This window comes from Acidovorax sp. 100, from assembly GCF_003688355.1.
Classification (GTDB): Bacteria; Pseudomonadota; Gammaproteobacteria; order Burkholderiales; family Burkholderiaceae_C; genus Acidovorax; species Acidovorax delafieldii.
Map to the genome: position 1 here is coordinate 4534454 of NZ_REFD01000001.1, position 20207 is coordinate 4554660.

Here is a 20207-nt window from a genome sequence, read left to right on the forward strand (position 1 = left end):
TGGAATCAAGCCCTCTTCAAACAGCCTCTCACGCCGCCCTCGGCCACAGCGATTCGGCCAGCTGATCCATCACGCCATCGAGCTGCCCGCCCAGCAGTTTGTCAAGCTGTTTGGCGCCACCATCGGTGGCGAAGGCATCGTTGACGAAGGCGTGGTCCAGCACCAGTTCGTGGCGCAGTTGCTTGGCCAGGCGGTCCAGCCACCGCAGTTGCACGGGCGTCCAGGCACGGGACTGGCGGATGGTTTGCATGGCGGCTTGCACGCGCTGGTCAAACGGCACCAGCGCCTCGCCCAGGGCGGCCTGGCGGATGTAAGCCATGATGCCGGCGGCAATGTCCTGGTTGCTTTGGTTGCGCCAGGCGGCTTTGAGCTTGGCTTCGGTGTAGCCCGCTTCGTCCAGCAGCAGGCGCACTTCTTTGAGCTGTGCGCGGGTAAGGTCCTTGGGGCGGTTAACCACCACCGACAGCGCGGCCGACTGGTTGAGCTGCTGGCGCACAAAGGCGGTGAAGCTGTCGAGGTAATCCGCAGGCTTGATGTAGCTGCCCCAGCTTTGCTCGCGCACCATCAGTTCGTCGGTATGGCCTGACAGCACGGGCATGTAGGCGGTGCCCAGCAGTTGGCGCACTTCGGCCAGTTGCTGCACCAGGCGGGTGTTGCGGCGCAAAAAGTCTGCCGCTCCGGCGGTGCCCTGCTCTTTGCCCAGCTGGTGCAGGTGGCGGTGCAGTTGCGCCGGGGGCACGCCCCACTGCTCTTGCAGTTGGGCCAGGCGCTCGCGCAGGGCGGGTTTCTTGTCGGCCTTGTGTTCGGCGTCGCGCAGCACGCGCATCACTTTTTGGCCGAGCTGGTCGAGCACGTCGTCCGCATGGGTGCGGCCGGGGCTGCTGCCGGAGGTGGTGTAGGCGGTGGGGTGGTTCAGCTCGTCCAGCAGTTGCTCCACCGTGACCTTTGGGTCTTTGACCAGGGGCTGCATGGTGTTGACAGCCTGCAAGGTGGCGTACAGATCGACGGGGTCGTAGATCTTGAACACTGTTTTGCCGATGGCGTCGCACCGGCGGGTGGCGCGGCCAATCATTTGCTCGTAGAGGATGCGCGACTTGACGCGGCGCATGAACACGAGGTGGCTGATGGCGGGCACGTCGATGCCGGTGGTGAGCAGATCGACAGTGATGGCAATGCTGGGAAAGCGCTCGTTTTTGTAGCGGCGGATGAGCTGATCGACCTTGTCCGAGGCGCCGGTGATTTTTTCGACCGCCGCCTGGTTGTAGCTGTCGCCGTACAGGTCGGCAAAGGCCTGGCCCAGCAGGCGTTTGACCATGTCGGCATGCGCGTCGGTGGCGCAAAAAATCAGGGTTTTTTCCTCGCCCATCGGGTCCAGCTCTTGCGCGAGCTGCTGGCAGATGACGCGGTTGAAGTCTTCGTTGATGACGCGGCGGTTGAAGGATTCGAGCTCGAAGTGCAGCTCGTCTTCCAGCTCGGCGGATTCGACTTCGCCGGTGGAGAGGTTCAGCGCCTCGACCTGCTGGCCTTTGTCGAAGTGGATGCCATGGCGGCTGAGCAGGGTTTCGTAGCGGATGGGCGGCTCGTGGTCGATGAGCCAGTCGTCGGCCACGGCTTCGCGGTAGCTGTAGGTGTAGACGGGTTTGCCAAAGATGTCGGTGGTGTGCTTGGCGGGGGTGGCCGTCAGGCCGATCTTGACGGCGTCGAAATAGTCGAGCACGCGGCGGTAGCTGCTGAGGTACTGGGCCGGGTCGCGCAGGGCCTGCTCGCCTTCGGTCATGTCCTGGTCGAGCGTGTAGCCCCGGTGGGCTTCGTCCACGATGATGCAGTCGAACGCATCGAGCGGGGGCGGTGCATCGCTGGCAAAAATTCGGCGCACCATGGCCTGCACGGTAGCAACCTGCACGCGGGTTTCGGCCTCGGCGGCCATGTCGCCCAGCTCGGCCACGTTGTAGATTTTGGACAGGGGCATGCCGCCTTCGAGCGGGGCTTCGTTGAAGGCGTCTTGCGCCTGGTCGCCCAGCGCGGTGCGGTCTACCAAAAACAGAATTCGGCGAAAGCGCTCGGCCTTCAAAAACCGGTACATCAGGCCAATGATGGTGCGCGTTTTGCCGGTGCCGGTGGCCATGGCCAGCAGGCATTGCGACTGGCCTTGCGCCAGGGCGTGCTCCACCGCCGCAATGGCGTGCTGCTGGTAGTCGCGCAGGCGCAGGTAGGCATAGCCTTCTTGCTGGAGCTTGGCCTCGGCCGTCGCGCGGCTGCGCCGCAGCAGGTCGAGCAGGCCATCGGGTGTGTGAAAGCCTTGCAGCGGGCGGGCCAGTTGCGCGGGGTGGCGCAGGTCACGAAACCAGGTGCCGCTGGCCTCGGGGCTTTGCTTGACCAGCGGGCGGCCGTTGCACGAGTAGGCAAACGGCAACGCAAAGTGCTGCCCCGCGCCATCGGGCCAAGGCTGGTCGCGGCCTTCGGCAACCCAGGGGGCGGCCCATTCGGCATCCATGGGCAGGCCGCGTGCGTAGCGTTCGGCCTGGGCCATCTTGCCGGCCACGTTCACGTTCAGGCGCTTGGCCTCTACCGCTGCCACAGGCGTGAGGCCCGTAAACAGCACGTAGTCGGCACTTTGACGGCCCTGGGTGGGCCACTCGGCAATGGCGAGATGGCGGTGACGCTCGGGGCGCGTGCCCTGGGCGTGGGTCAGGCGGGCGCTATCGGCCTCCCAACCTGCATCGCGCAGCATCTGGTCGATGAGCAGGCGGGTGGAGGCTTCGTCCATCGCCACCTGCTGGGCGGCCTGGGCTGAGCGCTCGGCCCACAGGCGCAGGGCGGCGGCGTCGCCCTTGGCAGGGTCAGTGTCGGGCGGGTTGCGCGGGCGCTCGTCCAGCGCCTTTTGCAACTCGGCCAGGCGCTGACTGGCTTCTTCGGCCAGCTGCTCATAAATGGCGCGCTCTTCTTGTGCGCGCTGGGCCATGTCGCGCTCTTGCGTGGCCTGGGCTTCGAGCAGTTGGGTCAGTTCTGCCTGCGCCGCCTGGGCAGTTTGGGTTTGCTGGAGTTGGCCTTGCAACGCGGCGATTTGCTGCTGCAGGGTAACGAGCTTTTGGCTAGGGTCGTCGGGCAAGACAAAAGGGCCGGGCTTGAACTGCGGCGCACTGCCAAAAGTCCGGTGGAACCACAGGGCTAGTTCGCGGGCCAGCTTGAGCGATTCGAGCCCTTCGCGGTAGCCAATGCGGTGGTTGACCTGGTGCGCGGCGTCGTTGCCGCGCTGGCGAAGCGCGTGCAGTATCTGGCGCACCTGAGGGTCCAAACCCAAACGCTGGTCCACAGCACGCAGCAGCTCGGCCTGGGTGCTTGGGCCCGCGCTGAGGCCGATGCGGTCTGCCACCTCTTGCGTGAGGCTTTCGGCCAGCAGGCGCAGCTTGAGGACACAGCTGGCGGGGTCGTAGGGGTAGAGACGTTCGGCGGTGGCGCCCAGTTCGGCCAACAAGGGCGAATGAGAAACCAGAAAGCTGAAGTTGCTTGCACTCATGAAGGCTGGGGGGAGTCGCACGTTGAGACGAGTGGGCAGCATACCCGCCCCCTTCACACACCGCCTCACACTTTCTGCGCAAAGCCCCCAAACCTTCGCTTATTCGACCACCGTCAGCTTGGCCACCGACAGCGCCAGCCACTTGGTGCCGTGGCGTGGAAAGTTGTCCTGCGCACGCGTATCGTCGCCGGCGCCTTCAATGACCAGCACCTTGCCCTCGCCAAACTTGGTATGGAACACGGCAATGCCCGCACGCAGGCCGTGCGAGGGCGCCGCCTTCTGCACAGGCACAGGGTGCTGTCAAATGTTTCGGAATTGAAGCCAAATTGCCTGACTATTTACATGCCTCCGAGATACCTGCCAACCGTTCGGGCTAAGCCTGTCGAAGCCAGGGCGCCTCTCGGTAAAACCCTTTCGACAGGCTCAGGGCGAACGGGGTTTGGCTGAGGTATGTTGCCAATCAGGCCAAATTGGCCTCTAGTGCTTTTTCCGCAAGCGGTACCAGCTCCTGAATCAGGAGCCAAACTCGGCGCGTAGGAGCAGCGTGATCTAGTTGAGAGCGCTTTCAGGCAATTCGACGAAAAATCAACTCTTGATGTTGTAGGGCGTTTGAAAGTAGCTCAGGGGCACCTGGGTGCAAAAGAAACGATTCACCCACCCCGATAATGCGCATACAACTCGTAACAATGGAGGGGTGAATGTTCGACGTGCGGAATCTGATGTTTTCGCTTGCGACTTTGATGGGGGCCTCGGCAGCTTATGCAGGCGTGATTGACAAAATCGATTGCAGCAGCGGCAGGGACCGCCCCGCGATGGAGCAATCATTCTGCAGAAGCGCACAGTTGCGGGGCATGTACCAGACCATGGAAGGTGCGCTCAACCGCGTGAAGGATGCAGTTCCTACCCAGGCAGCGGCTCTCACAGACAACCAAGCCCAGTGGGAGAAACTCCTGCTCGACTCCTGTGCTAGTGAGTACTGTCTTTACGGCAAGATGAAGGAACGCAAGGACGCACTGGACAAGTTGTATTCCGAAAGCACTGCTGCTGCCGCGCCTGCGAGCAAACCAGCGACTGAAGCACGAGCAGAAGGCCACAGTTCGGCGCGGTACGGTCGAAGCAACCCTCGTCACGGAATACCGCAGCAGGTGGACTCTACAAACGATTCATCGACCCGCCTGGCCAGTGGAGCGCCGGGGAGGGTCCTCTCAACCGCCGAGCCGCGCCTGAGCATGGACGAAGCCGTGGCGCAGGCCTACGCTCAACGAGATGCTGAAGCGGCGTCCCGGCGCGAGGCGCAGGAGCAAGCCGCTCAGGAATACGCTCGAGAGCAGGAAGCCAGTCGGATCGCCAATGAAGAGCGCGAACGCCAAGTCCGCGAAAGCAAGGCGAAAGCCGACCAGCTCGCAGCCGAAGAACGAGCACGCAAGGAGGCGCAGAGAATCGAGAGCGAAGAAGCGCAAAAGCGAAATGCTCTCATCACCACCTGGGTGTCCCGCATCGTCCTGGCCCTGCTGGCGATCAATCTGATGGTTGCCTACATGGCACGAAAGCAGAACCGCCTGGTGCTTTTTTCAAGCTACACAGACATTACCCTGTTGATAGGCTCACCCATCGCCGCCTTCGTCATTTCGATTCTTCTGGCGGTATTTGGAATCCCGGACACCGCTGCGAAGTTGATCGGAGGGCTTCTTGTCGTGGGTGCTGCCGGCATTGTTCTGGTTCATACGGCCCGGACGAACCATTCGTTCTGGATGACCGCAAGCTCCTTTTTCGCCAAGTACACGTTATTGGCAATAGGTGGTCTCATTGCCATCGTGGTCTACGTCCTGCTGGCGCCGGGTGGCCGCAAAAAATACGAACGGCATGCATCCTACGAGCGCCGCTCCTCGGCCCAAACAGCGGCGGCGATGGCCGCCGGCGTAGGAGCAGCCGCTTATCTTGGCCATTTGCTGTGCGAGCGGCGGGAATTTGTCTCACTCGAAGATTACTTCGCAGGGACAGCTGCTGAAGCAGTGGCTGCCGATGAAGCTCCGACCGAGTCCGCGGCATAACCCCTGTCACTGAAGCGCCCACGAGAAGTCCCCACAGGTCTTCCCGCTCTGGAACCCCATGCTCGCACCGCGTAAATCCTTCAGTGCCTCATCATGGGCTGCGGTGCAAGCCCAGCCAAGGCCCACTACTCCACCACCGTCAGCTTGGCCACCGACAGCGCCAGCCACTTGGTACCGTGGCGCGGAAAGTTGACCTGTGCACGTGCGTCGTCGCCGGTGCCTTCAATGGCCAGCACCTTGCCCTCGCCAAACTTGGTGTGGAACACGGCAATGCCCGCGCGCAGGCCGTGCGATGGCGCCGCCTTCTGCACAGGCACTGGGGGACTGGCAAACGTCTCGGATTTGAAGCCAAATTGGCCTCTAGCGCTAGATCCATATGCGCCACCAGCTCCTGAATTAGTAGCAAAACTGGGCGCATACGAGCCAAAGCCCTGCTGCTTGGGCGTGATCCACTTGAGGGCGGCTTCGGGCAGCTCGTCAAAAAACCGGCTCTTGATGTTGTAGCGCGTCTGCCCGTGCAGCATGCGCGTTTGCGAGTGACTCAGGTACAGGCGCTTGCGGGCGCGGGTGATGGCCACGTACATCAGGCGACGCTCTTCCTCCAGGCCGTCGCGGTCGCTGGCGGAGTTCTCGTGGGGGAACAGGCCCTCCTCCATGCCGCCGATGAACACGCAGTCAAACTCCAGCCCCTTGCTGGCATGCACCGTCATGAGCTGCACAGCGTCCTGCCCAGCCTGGGCCTGGTTGTCACCGGCTTCGAGCGCGGCGTGGGTCAGGAAGGCGGCCAGGGGCGAGAGGGTTTCGCCGGTGTCGGCGTCCACGATGCCGGGCACAGCGGGTTTCAAAGGCTCGTCGAGTACGGGCGCGTTCGGGTCCAGCCCTTGGCTGACCACGCTTTGGGTGAGCGGCGTGCCGTGCTCGTCCAGCGGCAGCGCCACCGCGTCACGGCCAAAGCCCTCTTGCGTGACAAAGCTCTCGGCGGCGTTGACCAGTTCCTCCAAGTTCTCGATGCGGTCGGCGCCTTCCTTCTCGGTGCGAAAGTGCTCCACCAGCCCCGTGGATTCGAGCATCTGCTCGATGATGCCGCGCAGGTTCAGGCCCTGGGTCTGCTCGCGCAGCACATCCACCATGGCCACGAACGCGCCCAGGTTGGCCCCCGCCTTGCCGGGCACGGCGCTCACCGCGTCGTGCAGCGAGCAACCGGCAGCGCGGGCCGCGTCCTGCAGCACCTCGATGCTGCGCGCGCCAATGCCGCGCGGAGGAAAGTTGACGACCCGCGTGAAGCTGGTGTCATCATGCGGGTTCTCCAACAGGCGCAGATAGGCCAGCGCGTGCTTGATTTCGGCACGCTCAAAAAACCGCAGGCCGCCGTACACGCGGTAGGGCACAGATGCATTGAACAGCGCCGATTCGATCACCCGGCTTTGCGCATTGCTGCGGTAGAGCACGGCGATTTCCTTGCGCTCAAAGCCATCGTTGCGCACCAGCTGCTTGATCTCATCGACCATCCACTGCGCCTCGGCCAGGTCGGAGCTGGCCTCGTACACACGCACGGGCTCGCCCGCGCCCTGCGTGGTGCGCAGGTTCTTTCCCAGTCGGCGGCTGTTGTGGCTGATGAGGTGGTTGGCCGAGTCGAGGATGTTGCTGTAGCTGCGGTAGTTCTGCTCCAGCTTGATCTGGCGCTGCACATCGAATTCGCGCACAAAGTCGCTCATGTTGCCCACGCGCGCGCCACGGAAGGCGTAGATGCTCTGGTCATCGTCGCCCACAGCGATCACGCTGCCACGTGCCTCGTAGCGCCCGCCCACGTCGTTGCCCGCCAGTTGCTTGAGCCAGGCGTACTGCAGCTTGTTGGTGTCCTGGAACTCATCGACCAGGATGTGCTGGAACCGGCGCTGGTAGTGCTCGCGGATCGGGTCGTTGTCGCGCAGCAGCTCGTAAGACCGCAGCATCAGCTCGCCGAAGTCCACCACGCCTTCGCGCTGGCATTGCTCTTCGTACAGCTGGTAGACCTCGACCTTCTTGCGGGCGTCGCTGTCGTGCGTGGGCACGTCGCCGGGACGCATGCCCTCTTCCTTGCAGCTGGCGATGAAGTACGACAGCTGCTTGGGAGGAAAGCGCTCCTCGTCCACGTTGTGCTGCTTGCACAGGCGCTTGATGGCCGAGAGCTGATCTTGCGTATCCAGGATCTGGAACGACTGCGGCAGCCCCGCTGCCTTGTGGTGCGCGCGCAGCAGCCGGTTGCACAGGCCATGGAAGGTGCCAATCCACATGCCACGCACGTTGACCGGCAGCATGGCCGACAGGCGGGCCACCATCTCTTTGGCGGCCTTGTTGGTGAATGTGACGGCCAGAATGCCGCCGGGCGTGGCGTAGCCGTTTTGCAGCAGCCAGGCAATGCGGGTGGTAAGCACCCGGGTCTTGCCCGACCCCGCCCCCGCCAGGATGAGCGCATGGCCTGCGGGCAAGGTCACCGCAGCCAGTTGTTCATCGTTCAGGTGGGCCAGAAGGGGGGATGCAGCCGAGGGCGCACCGGAGTGTGGGGGCACCAGGGCATCTGGCGCACCCGAAAACGGGTCTTGTGGGAACATCCAGCCATTGTAGAAAGCACCCTGCCCCACGCCGCCTCGCACCATGAAAAACATTGCCCTCACCCTGGCCAGCCTGTGGCTGGCCCTGGCGCACGCCCCCCAGGCGATGGCCCAGGCCAGTTGCAGCAGCGACGGCATCCCCAGGCCTGTGGCCGTGTTCGAGCGCTTCATCAGCGCCGACTGCGAGTCCTGCTGGGGCGATGCGGCCACCCCGGCACCGTCAGCCAAGGCAGGTGCCGTGGTACTGGACTGGATCGTGCCGGGCAAGGCGGGCGACGACGCCCCCCTGTCGGCTGCGGCCTCGACCGACGCGCTGCCCCGCCTGCAAGCCCTGGGGCGCAAGCCCCCCATCTCCACCGATGTGTACGTCACCCCGGTCGGTTTAGCCGCGCATGGCCGGTTGCGGGTGGCCCATGGGGTGGCGTTCAATGACTATGTGGGCACAGGCATCGCCTTCACCCCCTCCCCTGCGGCGCCACAGCGCACTGCGGCTGCCACGCCCCTCGCCTTTTACCTGTTGCTGGTAGAGGCCATACCCGCAGGTACTGAAGGCACCGTTGTGCCCCGTTACATAGTACGCAATCAGTTCGAGGGTGCCTGGCCCCAGGCCCAGCGGCCCGCACGCAGCAAGGGCAAGCCGTGGGCATGGATGGAAACCCGCTCCATGCGCATCCCCGATGGCGCACAGGCCGACAGGCTGCATCTGGTTGGCTGGGTGCAGGATGCCTCGGGCAGCATCGTGGCGGCCGCCCAATCCGTATGCAGGTAATACCGGTGCCGTTATGACGGCCCTTTGGCAGGCGGGTAGAATCAAGCACCGGGCCCAAGTTTCTTGACGCCCGGTTTTTTGTGCCTGCGCTCAGCAGGGTTCGGAGTGACTGTCACGTCCACTCCCGCAAAGCCGGTCTGACAGCCAAGCGCCCACCGCCGTCGAAATCGTTTGGCGGCGTCCCTTTATGGAGCTTGGAATCTCATGGAAATCTTCGACTACGACAACATCCTGCTGCTGCCCCGCAAGTGCCGCGTGGAAAGCCGCTCGGAATGCGACGCCAGTGTGGAGCTGGGCGGTCGCCGCTTTCGCCTGCCGGTGGTGCCCGCCAACATGAAGACCGTGGTGGACGAAACCATCTGCACCTGGATGGCGCAGAACGGTTACTTCTATGTCATGCACCGCTTTGACCTGGACAACATCCAGTTCGTCAAGGATATGCATGCCAAGGGCTGCTATGCATCGATCTCGCTGGGCGTGAAGCAACCCGACTACGCCACCGTGGACCAGCTGGTGGCACAGGGCATCACGCCCGAATACATCACCATCGACATCGCCCACGGCCATGCCGACAGCGTGAAGAACATGATTGGCTATCTCAAGGAAAAGCTGCCCAAGTCCTTCGTGATCGCAGGCAATGTGGCGACCCCCGAGGCCATCATCGACCTGGAAAACTGGGGCGCCGACGCCACCAAGGTGGGCGTGGGCCCGGGCAAGGTGTGCATCACCAAGCTCAAGACCGGTTTTGGCACGGGCGGCTGGCAGCTGTCGGCCCTCAAGTGGTGTGCCCGCGTGGCCACCAAGCCCATCATTGCCGACGGCGGCATCCGCAGCCACGGTGATATTGCCAAGAGCATCCGCTTTGGCGCCAGCATGGTGATGATCGGCTCGCTGTTTGCGGGCCACGAGGAATCACCCGGCAAGACGGTGGAAGTGGACGGCGCGCTGTTCAAGGAGTACTACGGCTCGGCCAGTGACTTCAACAAGGGCGAATACAAGCATGTCGAAGGCAAGCGCATCCTGGAGCCCATCAAGGGCAAACTGGCCGAAACGCTCATCGAGATGGAGCAGGACGTGCAAAGCTCCATCAGCTACGCGGGCGGCACCAAGCTGATGGACGTGCGCAAGGTGAACTACGTGATCCTGGGCGGCGACAACGCAGGCGAACACCTGCTGATGTAACTCAGCACCCGGGCACGGATCGTCGCCCGGTCAGGCCCGCAGCAGGTTCTGCGCCATGTGGTGCAGGTCATGCCCGGGCTTGGCGAGGGCATCGACGATGCTGAAGTGGTTCAACCCCGGCAAGGCCACGCTGCGGGGTACAAAATGGCTGCCCCAGGCATCCTGCATGAGCTGGTTCTGGCGCAGGAACTCGGGGCTTTCATCCGCCCCGACGGCGCAATACAACGTGCCAGTGGGCGGCTCCAGCAAACGCGCCGGGCTGCATTGCAGCACCTGCTGCTCGGTCAGGTGCAACACCGACTGGTACATGGGCGTGTGCATGACGGGTTCCAGATCGTGCACCCCGGAGATCGACAGCGCATTGCGCACCAGGCCATCTGGCAAACCCTTTCCGATGAGCGGCCACACGCTGGTCAGCAACAGCGCCGCCAGTTGCCCGCCGGCAGAATGCCCTGCTACGGTGATCCGCCGGGGGTCGCCACCATGTGCGGCGATCTGGTGCCACACCCAGCCCAGCGCCTTTTCCATCTGCCGCGCGATGTGGGGAATGGTCACCGGCGCATCGGGGGTGCCCGGGCACAGCGCGTAGTTCACCACCACCACACAAAACCCGGCCTGGGTGAAAGGCGGTGCGATGAACGAGTGATCCGATTTGTCGAGTGACCGCCAGTAACCGCCGTGGATGAACACCAGCACCGGCACCGGCCTACCGGCGGCACGGGCTGAAGGGAACACGTCCAGGGTTTCCCCGGCACCTGTGCCATAGGCCACATCCAGCGCACAGGGGACAGTGGCTCGCACCTGGGCAGAGTCTTGAGCCCAACGCTGGAAGTAGTCCATATGGTCAGGGACCAGGGCGCGATTGTTGTACATGCGCTCCAGCCAGGCAGGGTCGTACAGGGGCAAGGTCATGGGCAAGGGTCTCCGAGTTATGTGGGCTGCCTTCGGTGCCATGCCGCAGCCCGACCAACAGGCTCGGCAGACGCAGGAACGGCGCTGGCGCTGCAGAATCATCTGGCCAATCGCTACACGCTGCAAGCTCCGTGACAGACTGGAGCGCCAAAAAGGCACATGATGACAACAGAGACACCCTTGCATCCCTCTTTGCAGCAGAACAACGCCATGACCACCACACCGCTTCGCATCGCCGTTCTTGGCATTGGCATGATGGGGTTGCCCATGGCCAGGCGGCTCAGCGAAGCAGGCCACAGGGTGCACGCATGGAACCGCACCCGCGCCAAAGCAGAACCGCTGGCGCAGTGGGGTGTCACCGTGCACGGCAGCCCTGCCGATGCCGTCAAGGACGCGGACATTGTCATCAGCCTGCTCGAAAACGGTCCTGTCGTGGGCCAGGTTCTCTTTGAACAGGGCGCCGCGCGGGCAATGCGCCCGGGCGCTCTTTTCATTGACATGGCCTCCATTCAGCCCAGCGAGGCCCGCGACCACGCAGCCCGCCTGGGCGAGCTGGGCCTGACCCACCTGGATGCACCGGTATCTGGGGGCACCGTTGGCGCCGAAGCCGGCACTCTGGCCATCATGGCCGGAGGAAGGCCCGAGGACTATGTCCGCGCCCAGCCCGTGTTTGCTTGCCTGGGGCACGCCACGCATGTGGGGCCACATGGTGCCGGGCAGCTAGCCAAACTGGCCAACCAGATGATCGTGGGCATTACGATTGGCGCCGTGGCCGAAGCGCTGCTGTTTGCCGCCAAGGGTGGTGCCGACATGGCCAAGGTCCGCGAGGCCATTAGCGGCGGTTTTGCCGACAGCCGCATCCTGCAGCTGCATGGTCAGCGCATGGTGGAACGTGACTTCGCCCCCAGGGGCCGCATGGCGGTCCAACTGAAGGACATGCGCAATGCGTTGGCCACCGCCCGGGAAACAGGTTTTGACGCCCCCATCACAGCCCTGTTTGAGGCCTTGTATGCCGAGGGTGTGGACCACGGCCTGGGCGAGCTGGACCACAGCGGCCTCTTCGTCGAGCTGGCCAGCCGCAACGCAATGCAATAATTTTTGAGCACGACTTGCAGAGTGTCCAAAAACTAGTGCATAATTCGAGGCTCTGCAGCGATGCAGACAAATTTTAAAGATTTGGGTTCTTAGCTCAGTTGGTAGAGCAGCGGACTCTTAATCCGTAGGTCGAGTGTTCGAGTCACTCAGGACCCACCAAATCAAGCCGCAAGGCACAAAAAGCCTGCTACCCATAAGTAGCAGGCTTTTTTGTTTCCAGACCGATTGTTTCTCCGCTCGCGGCAACCCGGCCCCCTGGCCCGGAGTCGTCCGCCGGCAGCACCATCGTCTGGCCGCCTGGGGCCCACGGCCCTGGTGTCCACCCTCCACGGGTGGCAACGGATGTGTCTTTGCAAGAACCACCGCGTGTTCTGTCCGCCGTCGGCCCGCCATGGAACATGCCATCCGCCATGCCATGGTGCCCAGACAGTGCTACAGACGCGCACCGTTTTTTCGAACCATGAATCCAGGCACTTACTCTTCACGTACCTGCTGCAGTCGGGCAACAACACTGCTGGCAAAGCAATTGCAAACAAATGTCCTGCGGAACGTCATGCCCCGGTCCCATCGATACACTTTGCCATACAAGTGACACCAACCAGGCATGGGTCCGATGCGCCCATCCTTCAGGTACGAGCCAGCAAAAAAGAACACTGTGAAATCCACATCTGCAACCCGCGCGCTCCCTCTTTTTGTCGCGCTGATCACTGCCGGGCTGATCTCAGCCCCAGCCCCGCAAGCCAATGCCCAGACCAGCAAGGCCCGTAGCACTGTGGCCAAAGAGAAGGCTCTGCCCCGCCAGGAGCGCGAGTCAGCCCGGGCAGTGCAGGCCAGCGACAGCGCGATCGGAGCCAGCCCATCGGACACTCCTACGCTGCCCGCACGGCAATGGAAAGTCAGCCTCAAGGAACTGGGCGTGGGGCGCCCTGTTTCTTTGCGAGGCGTGGAGAGTGAGGCCAGTGTGGGTGTGGGGGTGCGGCGCGACGAGATCGTCGAAGCCGCCAAGCTGCGCCTGACCTTCACACTGTCACCTGCGCTGATCCCGTCACTGTCGCATCTCAAGCTGATGCTCAATGACGAAACCCTGCAGACCGTGGTGCTAGACAAGGAGCGCCTGGGCACCCCGCAGACGGTCGAGCTCAATATCGACCCGCGCTACTTCACGGATTACAACCGGTTCCGCTTCCAGTTCATCGGCCACTACACGATGGAATGTGAGACGCCAACCCATTCCAGCCTGTGGGCAACCATCAGCAACGACAGCCAGCTGGAGCTTTCGTTGCGGCAGATCCCTCTGCGCAATGACCTCGCGCTGCTGCCTGCGCCGTTTTTCGACCCCCGGGACAACCGCCCCGTCAAGCTGCCGTTTGTGTTCGGCAATCAACCCAGCACCGGTACGCTCAAGGCGTCAGGCTCCATCGCCAGCTGGATTGGCATGCTGGCAGGCTACCGAGGCAACCAGTTCCCGGTGCTGGAAAACCAGCTGCCCCGCTCGCACGCCGTGGTGCTGGCCACCAACAGCCACCGTCCCGCGTTCCTGCAGGACATGGCACCTGTGACCGAGCCCACGATCTCGATGGTCAACCACCCCGAAGTGCCTGGCGCCAAACTGCTGCTGGTGCTGGGCAAAGACGATGCTCAGCTGCAGATGGCGGCAGATGCCCTGGCCCTGGGGAAAGCGGTTCTGTCCGGGCAAACCATTGCTGTCAAATCGCTGGACTATCCCGCGCTGACCAAGCCCTATGACGCGCCTCGCTGGATCACCACCCAGAGGCCCGTGAAACTGGCCGAGCTGGTGGGCAGTCCTTCGGACCTGCAACTGCGTGGCACGGTGCTCAACGACACGGTGAACATCTACACCCGCATGGCCCCGGACCTGTTCACCTGGAACGCCAAAGGCGTGCCGCTGGACCTGGCCTATCGCTACACCCCCAGCAGCGTTTCGGACCATGGCAGTCTGAACATCTCCATCAACAACCAGTTCATCCAGTCCTATCCACTGCAGTCGCGAGACGACCGCACCAGCGGCAAGAACACGGTGATGTTGCCCCTGTTCGATGACGGGAACGCCCAGAACCGTTCGGACCTGAAGATTCCTGCCTTCATGATTGGCGGCGACAACCAGCTGCAGTTCGCATTCCAGATCCCGCCCAACGACCTGGGCCGTTGCAAGTCCGCGCCGCCCACCGAACTGTTTGCGGCCATTGATCCGCAGTCCACCATCGACCTCACGGGTTTTCGCCACTACCTGGCCATGCCCAATCTGGCGGCCTATGCCAACAGCGGCTTTCCGTTCACCCGGGTGCCCGACCTGGCCCAGACCTCCATCATCTTGCCCAACCAGCCCAGCACCGCAGACGTCGAGGTCTTCCTGACCTCCGTAGGCCGCATGAGCGCTTCCACCGGCTATCCGGGCACCCGCTTTCAGCTGCTGCGTGCTGCGGACGCCAACAAGGCGGGTGACACGGACATCCTGATCGTGTCGCAGGCCGACGCCGATGGTTTGCTGGAGCAGTGGAAGAACCACCTCCCAGCCCTGCTGGCCGCTGGCGCCCGGTCGGTGCAGCCCCTGGAACGCGCACTGGGATCGTTCATTGAACTGTTCAACCTGGAATCCGAACACCGCCTGTCCGCCTCTGGCGGGCAAGCTGTGCTGCAAGGCACAGGGCCGCTGGCAGCAGTCACCGGCTTTGAATCGCCCTTGCACAGTGGTCGCAGCGTGGTGGCGCTCACCGCCACTGACAAGGAAGCCATGGGGCTGCTGAGCCAGAGCCTGAACGATGCAGGCAAGATCAAGAGCCTGCGCGGAGATCTGGGCCTGATGCGCGGCGACGCCATCGAAAGCTTCCGCATCAAGCCTGTGTACTACGTGGGCGACCTGCCGTGGTGGCAACGCCTGTGGTTCCACCTGCACAGCCACCCCTTGCTGCTGGCCTTGGCGGGCATCGCCACCGGCCTTCTGCTGACCTTTATCGTCTATGGCGCCTTGCGCACCATGGCGCGCCGCCGACTGGCATCCCAGCATGACTGAGTCCCTTCGTCGGCGCACGGCCCTGCAGGCTGGCGGCGGTGCTGCACTGCTGTCCTGGCTGCCAGGCCTTCGCGCGCAACCCCAATCCACGGCAGAACGCCCCGGGTGGCCCGCCTGGGAAGCGTTCAAGGCGCAGTTCATCAACGAAGGCGGCCGCGTCATCTCGGATGATGCGGGAGGAGGACAGACCTACTCCGAAGGTCAGGCATACGCCTTATTCTTTGCCTTGGTGGCCAATGACCGAACCACCTTCGACAAGTTGTTGCGCTGGACCGAAAACAACCTCTGTGATGGGGACATGACCGCCCGTCTCCCGGCGTGGCTATGGGGCAAACGCCCCGATGGCAATTGGGGTGTCATCGACAGCAACGCCGCATCGGACGCCGACCTCTGGATGGCCTACGCGCTGGGCGAGGCAGGCCGCCTGTGGAACGTGCGCAGCTACCGCGCACTCTCTGCCTTGCTGGCGGCCCGCATCCTGCGTGAAGAAACCGCGCAACTGCCCGGCCTGGGACTGACCCTTCTGCCAGCGCCCCAGGGCTTTGCACAGAAGGACGGACGCTGGCGCCTGAACCCCAGCTACATGCCCATGCACCTCATGCACTGGCTGGCAGCAGTGGACCCGCAGCCCGAATGGAAGCAACTGGTGGACAGCTCGCTCAAGGTCATCCAGGGCGCTTCACCCAAGGGCTTCACGCCCGACTGGACCGTGTACGACCCTAAGCAGGGCTTTCTGGTGGATGACAAGGGCAAGGAAAAAGGCCAGGGCAGCTACAACGCCATCCGCGTCTATCTGTGGGCGGGCACGTTGCACGCCAACGCTCCCGGCCGCAAGGCCTTGCTGGATAGCCTGCAGCCGATGGCGCGCTTCGTGCGCGAACAGGGATACCCGCCTGAGTCCATCGACATCCTGACAACCCAAGCCTCGGGCCCCGCCCCCTCCGGGTTCTCGGCTGCAGTCCTGCCATTTTTGCGGGCAGTGGGCGACGACAGCACCCTGCAATCGCAGCGCATGCGCCTGGAGGCCCGCCCCTTGCGTCCCACGGCCTACTACGAGCAGGTGCTCGGCTTGTTTGGGCTGGGCGCCATGGAGGGGCAATATCGCTTCACTGCAAACGGCCAACTCACTGTGCGATGGAAACCGTGAAACGCCGCACACACCGCTGGCTCCCCTCCCTGACCTTGCTCGCCGCCGCCTGCCTGCCCGGCCAGCACGGCGTGCACGCCAGCACCCCACCCGCCATCGAAGCTGAGCTGCTCAGCGGCGCCCGCCTGTGGGCCAGCAAAAACCGGCCGGATATGGCCCGCCAACTGGTGGACAAGCTGCTGGCCATGGACCCGAACTCTCCCGAAGGCCTGGCAACGCTGGGCGACTTGGCGCTGCGCGAAAAGAAAAGCGACGAGGCCCAGCGCGTGCTGGCCACCTTGCGTGCACGCCACCCCGGCCATGTGCTGACCCAGGAACTGGAAACCCTGGTGCGCGTGTATGGCCCCGACCGCGAAAAACTGGCCCAGATGCGCTTGATGGCACGCGCAGGCCGCAAGGCCGAGGCCGCCGATCTGGCACGCGAGCTGTTTCCGCAAGGCCCGCCCACGCTCGGCGGACTGGCGCTGGAATACCACCAGATCATGGGCTCCACCGCCAAACAGAGCACCGAATCCCAGCGCCAGCTGGCCAAGCTGTACCAGCAGACCGGGGAGTCCCGCTACCGGCTTGCACAACTGGAGCTGCGCATGTACCAGGGGGGCAACCCGACGGCCGTGGTGCAGGAGATCGAGGCCCTGGCAAAGCAGCCCGATACCAACGCCCAACAGCTGCAAGACCTCTGGCGTCGCGCCCTGGACCGGCTGGCCAACACCCCAGCCAACCAGCCCCGCGTGCGCGCATTTCTGCAGCGCTACCCGGCTGACAGCGCCATGGTGGAACGACTGGCCGCCATGCAACAGGCGGTCGAGCGCGCAGAGCGCGCGGCCCGTGACCCCGCCAACATCGCCCGCCAGGCAGCGCGCACTGCCCTTGACCAAGGCGATATGGAGTTGGCGGAAGAGCAGGTCCAGGCGACGCTGGCTTTGCGCCCCCAGGACGGAGAAAGCCTGGGAAACCTGGGATTGATCCGCCTGCGCCAAGGCCAGCATGCACAGGCGCAGGACCTCTTCAGCCAGGCCTATGCGCTCACACGCCAGAGCCACTGGAAGGACCTGCAGGCCACCGCCAGATTCTGGGGACTGCTGCGACAGGCCGACAGAGCCGTCGAACAGAACGAACTGGTCACCGCTGCCAGCCTGGCCGAACGCGCGCTGCAGATGCAGCCCCAAAGTGCTGACGCATTGACCACCCTGGCGAGCATTCGCGACCTGCAAGGGGACCATGCGCTGGCAGAAAATTTCTACCAACAAGCCCTCCAACAGGAGCCCAACAGCACCTCCGCCATCAAAGGCCTGGCAAGTCTCTATGCCCGCACCGGGCGGGTGACCAAAGCGCTGTCCCTGCTGGCCGAGGCTGCCGCACGTGACACGACACTTGCCGAAAAACTCGCCAGTGCCCAGGCGGATGTGCTGGTGGCCCAGGCCGAGGACGACCTTCAGGCCCAGCGCCTCGGCCCCGCGCTGCGTGCACTGGAGTCGGCTGTGGTACTCACCCCCGACGATGCGTGGATACGGCACCGCCTCGCACGTTTTTACTTGCGCCTGGGCCGTCCCCAAGAAGCACTGCACGTCGTGGATGAGGGTGTGGCGCGCATTCCGTCCGGCACCGTCGGCGCAGAGATGTTGTATGCCCGCGCCCTGATACGCTCTGCCCTGGACGATGACAGCGCTGCCCTCGCAGACATGCAGCGGATACCCTCCGCCGATCAGACAGACGCCATGCGCGCGCTGGTGCGGCGCTCTCAGGTCAAGTCGCTCGTCGCCCAAACTCTGAAGCCCCTGCCTGCCGCAGAGGTCGATGCGCTGCTACAGCAAGCGGAACAAGAAGCGGGCAATGAAGCAGACCTGCTCTACAGCGTAGCCAATGCCTGGTTTCGCCGTGCACAGCCCGCACGGGGCGTGGCAGTCTTCCATCGCCTGGCAACGCGCGTTCCCACACTGGCGCCAGACACGCAACTGGACTACGCACAGCTGCTCAACCGGGCCGAGGATGAGGCCGGCCTCGCCGAGCAATTGCCTCGCCTGCTGCAAACCAAGGGCTGGAGCGCCGAGCAAGAAAACCGGCTGGTAGCGCTGTACACCGCGCACCAGGAGCGGCTCATCGAGAAGCAGCAGCAGGCTGGACGCCCCAACGAAGCCTCGCGGCTGGCACGCCAGGCGACACGGCTGCCGGACACACTCTCCACACCGCGCCAACGCAGCCTGGCTCAGGCCCGCTTGCTCATGGCTGCGGCCGAATATGCCGATGCCGCCCAATTGCTCAAGCCCCTGGCATCCGCACAACCTGACGATCTGTCCGTTCGCATGGCGCTGGCTGACACGTTGTCACGACTGCAGGACACCGGAGACAGGCGGGCCGCGGCCAATGAGGCAGACTGGTTGAAAGACCGTATCCCACCGGACGATGTGGGGCAGCAACTGGCAGTGTTGCGCATCTGGCAACGCATTGGCCGCATGGACGAAGCGCGGGCATTGGCGACCCGCTTGCTGGACCGCTTTCCGCAAGACAGTGACGTGCTGCTGCATGCAGCGCGCCTGGAGCGGGCCAACCGCAACTATACGCAGGCCATGGTGTTCTTCCGCAGCGCCCTCCTGCTGGAGACGCGCGGAAGGGAAGCCCCTCCCGCAACGGAACCCAACAGACAAACCCGGTCGTCGAGTGATTCAGACAGCCCGCTGGTTCTCCAGCAGAGCTACACGCTGTCCCTGCCGGCGGACCCTGCAGTCGTCGCCAAGATTCAGGGCGAGATCGACGCTATCGAGGCACGGCGCCAGCCGCGAATCGAAGCGGGACACCAGGCGCTGAGCAAGCGCTCCACGGACGGAATCTCCAGCCTGCGCGGCTGGGAACGTCCTGTGGTGGCGTGGATGCCGCGTGGCTACGACGGGCACTATTTCTTGCACGTGGATCGGGTGCAGCTGGATGCGGGCGATCTCCCCGCCGATGGTCCAGACCTGCTCACTTACGGGCAGGTGGCGGCACTACCACCCGGGTCCTCCTTTGCCACCGAGCGACGCCAACGGGGCCAGGGCACCAACCTGGGTTTCGGCTATGTGGGAGACGATGTCCAGTGGGACATCGGAACCACTGGGGTTGGATTTCCGGTGACCAATGTCGTAGGGGGCCTGTCCAAAACCGGCGATCTGGGCCGCTACAGCTACAAACTCGAAGCGTATCGGCGCCCCATCACTGGCAGCCTGCTGTCGTACGCAGGGGCACGCGATCCCATCACAGGCCAGGTATGGGGCGGCGTGGTAGCAACGGGCGCTGCAGGCCGTCTTTCTACCGACATTGGGCCCTACAGCACCTCGCTGAGCCTGAGCCTGGCCGCCCTCACCGGCAAAAATGTGGCAACCAACACCCGCGCCCAGCTGCGGTGGGCACTGGACCGCGATGTATGGCGCCATAGCGATAGCGTGGTCAACCTCGGTGTTGCCGTCTCAGCTTGGCACTATGGCAAAGACCTGTCCGAATTCAGCTTCGGCCACGGCGGCTATTACAGCCCACGCAACTACGTATCCGTCGCCTTGCCACTGGAATGGAGTGGACGCCGCGGCGCACTGACCTGGCTGGCCCGCGGGTCCGTCTCTGTATCGCGCAGTAGCAGTGGCGGCAGCGACTATTTTCCGCAGAGCGCACTCCTGCAGGCCCTGGCGCGTGCCCGGCTGGCGGCCGACGGTGGCGTTCCGGTGTACGCGGGCAGTTCGGGCTCGGGTTTCGGGCGTTCGTTCCGGGGGGCACTGGAATACCAGGTCACGCCCCATCTCGCACTGGGTGCACAGCTGGAGCTGGATCGCTCGGCCTACTACGCGCCCACCAATTTCATGGTGTATGGCCGCTACCGCTTTGAGCCCGGGAACGCTCCACTGGACAACCGCCCACGGCCGGTGCAAACCTATTCCAGCTTCTGAC

10 protein-coding genes, 1 tRNA gene and 1 pseudogene are annotated in these 20207 nt (G+C 63.9%); 8 read left to right on the forward strand and 4 right to left on the reverse strand.

The genetic code is table 11. The annotated features are described in order from the left end of the window. Positions 1-28 precede the first annotated feature (28 nt). Both hsdR and C8C96_RS20765 read right to left on the reverse strand, forming a co-directional pair. Positions 29-3517, reverse strand: a complete 3489-nt coding sequence (hsdR, locus tag C8C96_RS20760) for a type I restriction-modification system endonuclease (protein WP_121943496.1) — start codon at positions 3515-3517, stop codon at positions 29-31. Positions 3518-3616: 99 nt separating this feature from the next. Continuing rightward, positions 3617-3846 (reverse strand): annotated as a pseudogene (locus C8C96_RS20765) (hypothetical protein); the annotation flags it as partial. A 369-nt stretch (positions 3847-4215) separates the two neighbouring features. On the opposite strand from C8C96_RS20765, the gene C8C96_RS20770 reads away from it, so the two are divergent. Further along, positions 4216-5568 (forward strand): hypothetical protein, encoded by a 1353-nt coding sequence (locus C8C96_RS20770; protein WP_121943497.1) that lies wholly within the window; start codon positions 4216-4218, stop codon positions 5566-5568. A 125-nt stretch (positions 5569-5693) separates the two neighbouring features. Here C8C96_RS20770 and C8C96_RS20775 read toward each other — a convergent pair whose 3' ends face one another. Further along, a complete protein-coding gene (locus tag C8C96_RS20775) occupies positions 5694-8159 on the reverse strand; it encodes a UvrD-helicase domain-containing protein (protein ID WP_121944118.1) in 2466 nt (821 codons plus the stop codon). Between the two features lie 43 nt (positions 8160-8202). Between C8C96_RS20775 and C8C96_RS20780 the strand changes: the two genes are divergently transcribed. Beyond that, positions 8203-8928, forward strand: a complete 726-nt coding sequence (locus tag C8C96_RS20780) for a hypothetical protein (protein ID WP_121943498.1) — start codon at positions 8203-8205, stop codon at positions 8926-8928. 204 nt (positions 8929-9132) lie between these two features. Next, positions 9133-10110, forward strand: coding sequence for a GMP reductase (locus C8C96_RS20785; RefSeq protein WP_121943499.1), 978 nt, complete (start codon positions 9133-9135; stop codon positions 10108-10110). A gap of 30 nt (positions 10111-10140) precedes the next feature. On the opposite strand, the gene C8C96_RS20790 is transcribed toward C8C96_RS20785, so the two are convergent. Further along, positions 10141-11022: an alpha/beta hydrolase gene (locus C8C96_RS20790; RefSeq protein WP_121943500.1), complete on the reverse strand. Its 882-nt coding sequence runs from the start codon at positions 11020-11022 to the stop codon at positions 10141-10143. A gap of 210 nt (positions 11023-11232) precedes the next feature. Here C8C96_RS20790 and C8C96_RS20795 point away from each other — a divergent pair, with 210 nt between their 5' ends. From C8C96_RS20795 to C8C96_RS20815, 5 genes are all read left to right on the forward strand, one after another. Further along, positions 11233-12117 carry an NAD(P)-dependent oxidoreductase gene (locus C8C96_RS20795; RefSeq protein ID WP_121944119.1) on the forward strand — a complete coding sequence of 295 codons (885 nt, stop codon included), beginning with the start codon at positions 11233-11235 and terminating at the stop codon, positions 12115-12117. A gap of 83 nt (positions 12118-12200) precedes the next feature. Beyond that, a tRNA-Lys gene (locus C8C96_RS20800) sits at positions 12201-12276 on the forward strand. Between the two features lie 496 nt (positions 12277-12772). Then, complete coding sequence (bcsB, locus tag C8C96_RS20805) at positions 12773-15148, forward strand: cellulose biosynthesis cyclic di-GMP-binding regulatory protein BcsB (RefSeq protein ID WP_233584284.1); 2376 nt, start codon at positions 12773-12775, stop codon at positions 15146-15148. Continuing rightward, positions 15141-16295, forward strand: coding sequence for a cellulose synthase complex periplasmic endoglucanase BcsZ (bcsZ, locus tag C8C96_RS20810; protein ID WP_121943501.1), 1155 nt, complete (start codon positions 15141-15143; stop codon positions 16293-16295). Before bcsB ends, bcsZ begins: the two co-directional genes overlap by 8 nt. Further along, positions 16283-20206 (forward strand): cellulose synthase subunit BcsC-related outer membrane protein, encoded by a 3924-nt coding sequence (locus C8C96_RS20815; RefSeq protein WP_121943502.1) that lies wholly within the window; start codon positions 16283-16285, stop codon positions 20204-20206. The genes bcsZ and C8C96_RS20815 overlap by 13 nt, the downstream gene beginning before the upstream one ends. The last annotated feature ends 1 nt before the right edge of the window (position 20207 follow it).

What these genes read in the sequence shown, in the direction of transcription:
- hsdR (WP_121943496.1), bottom strand. Translation starts at nt 3,517, where the DNA reads ATGAGTGCAAGCAACTTCAGCTTTCTGGTTTCTCATTCGCCCTTGTTG.
- C8C96_RS20770 (WP_121943497.1), top strand. Translation starts at nt 4,216, where the DNA reads ATGTTCGACGTGCGGAATCTGATGTTTTCGCTTGCGACTTTGATGGGG.
- C8C96_RS20775 (WP_121944118.1), bottom strand. Translation starts at nt 8,159, where the DNA reads ATGTTCCCACAAGACCCGTTTTCGGGTGCGCCAGATGCCCTGGTGCCC.
- C8C96_RS20780 (WP_121943498.1), top strand. Translation starts at nt 8,203, where the DNA reads ATGAAAAACATTGCCCTCACCCTGGCCAGCCTGTGGCTGGCCCTGGCG.
- C8C96_RS20785 (WP_121943499.1), top strand. Translation starts at nt 9,133, where the DNA reads ATGGAAATCTTCGACTACGACAACATCCTGCTGCTGCCCCGCAAGTGC.
- C8C96_RS20790 (WP_121943500.1), bottom strand. Translation starts at nt 11,022, where the DNA reads ATGACCTTGCCCCTGTACGACCCTGCCTGGCTGGAGCGCATGTACAAC.
- C8C96_RS20795 (WP_121944119.1), top strand. Translation starts at nt 11,233, where the DNA reads ATGACCACCACACCGCTTCGCATCGCCGTTCTTGGCATTGGCATGATG.
- bcsZ (WP_121943501.1), top strand. Translation starts at nt 15,141, where the DNA reads ATGACTGAGTCCCTTCGTCGGCGCACGGCCCTGCAGGCTGGCGGCGGT.
- C8C96_RS20815 (WP_121943502.1), top strand. Translation starts at nt 16,283, where the DNA reads ATGGAAACCGTGAAACGCCGCACACACCGCTGGCTCCCCTCCCTGACC.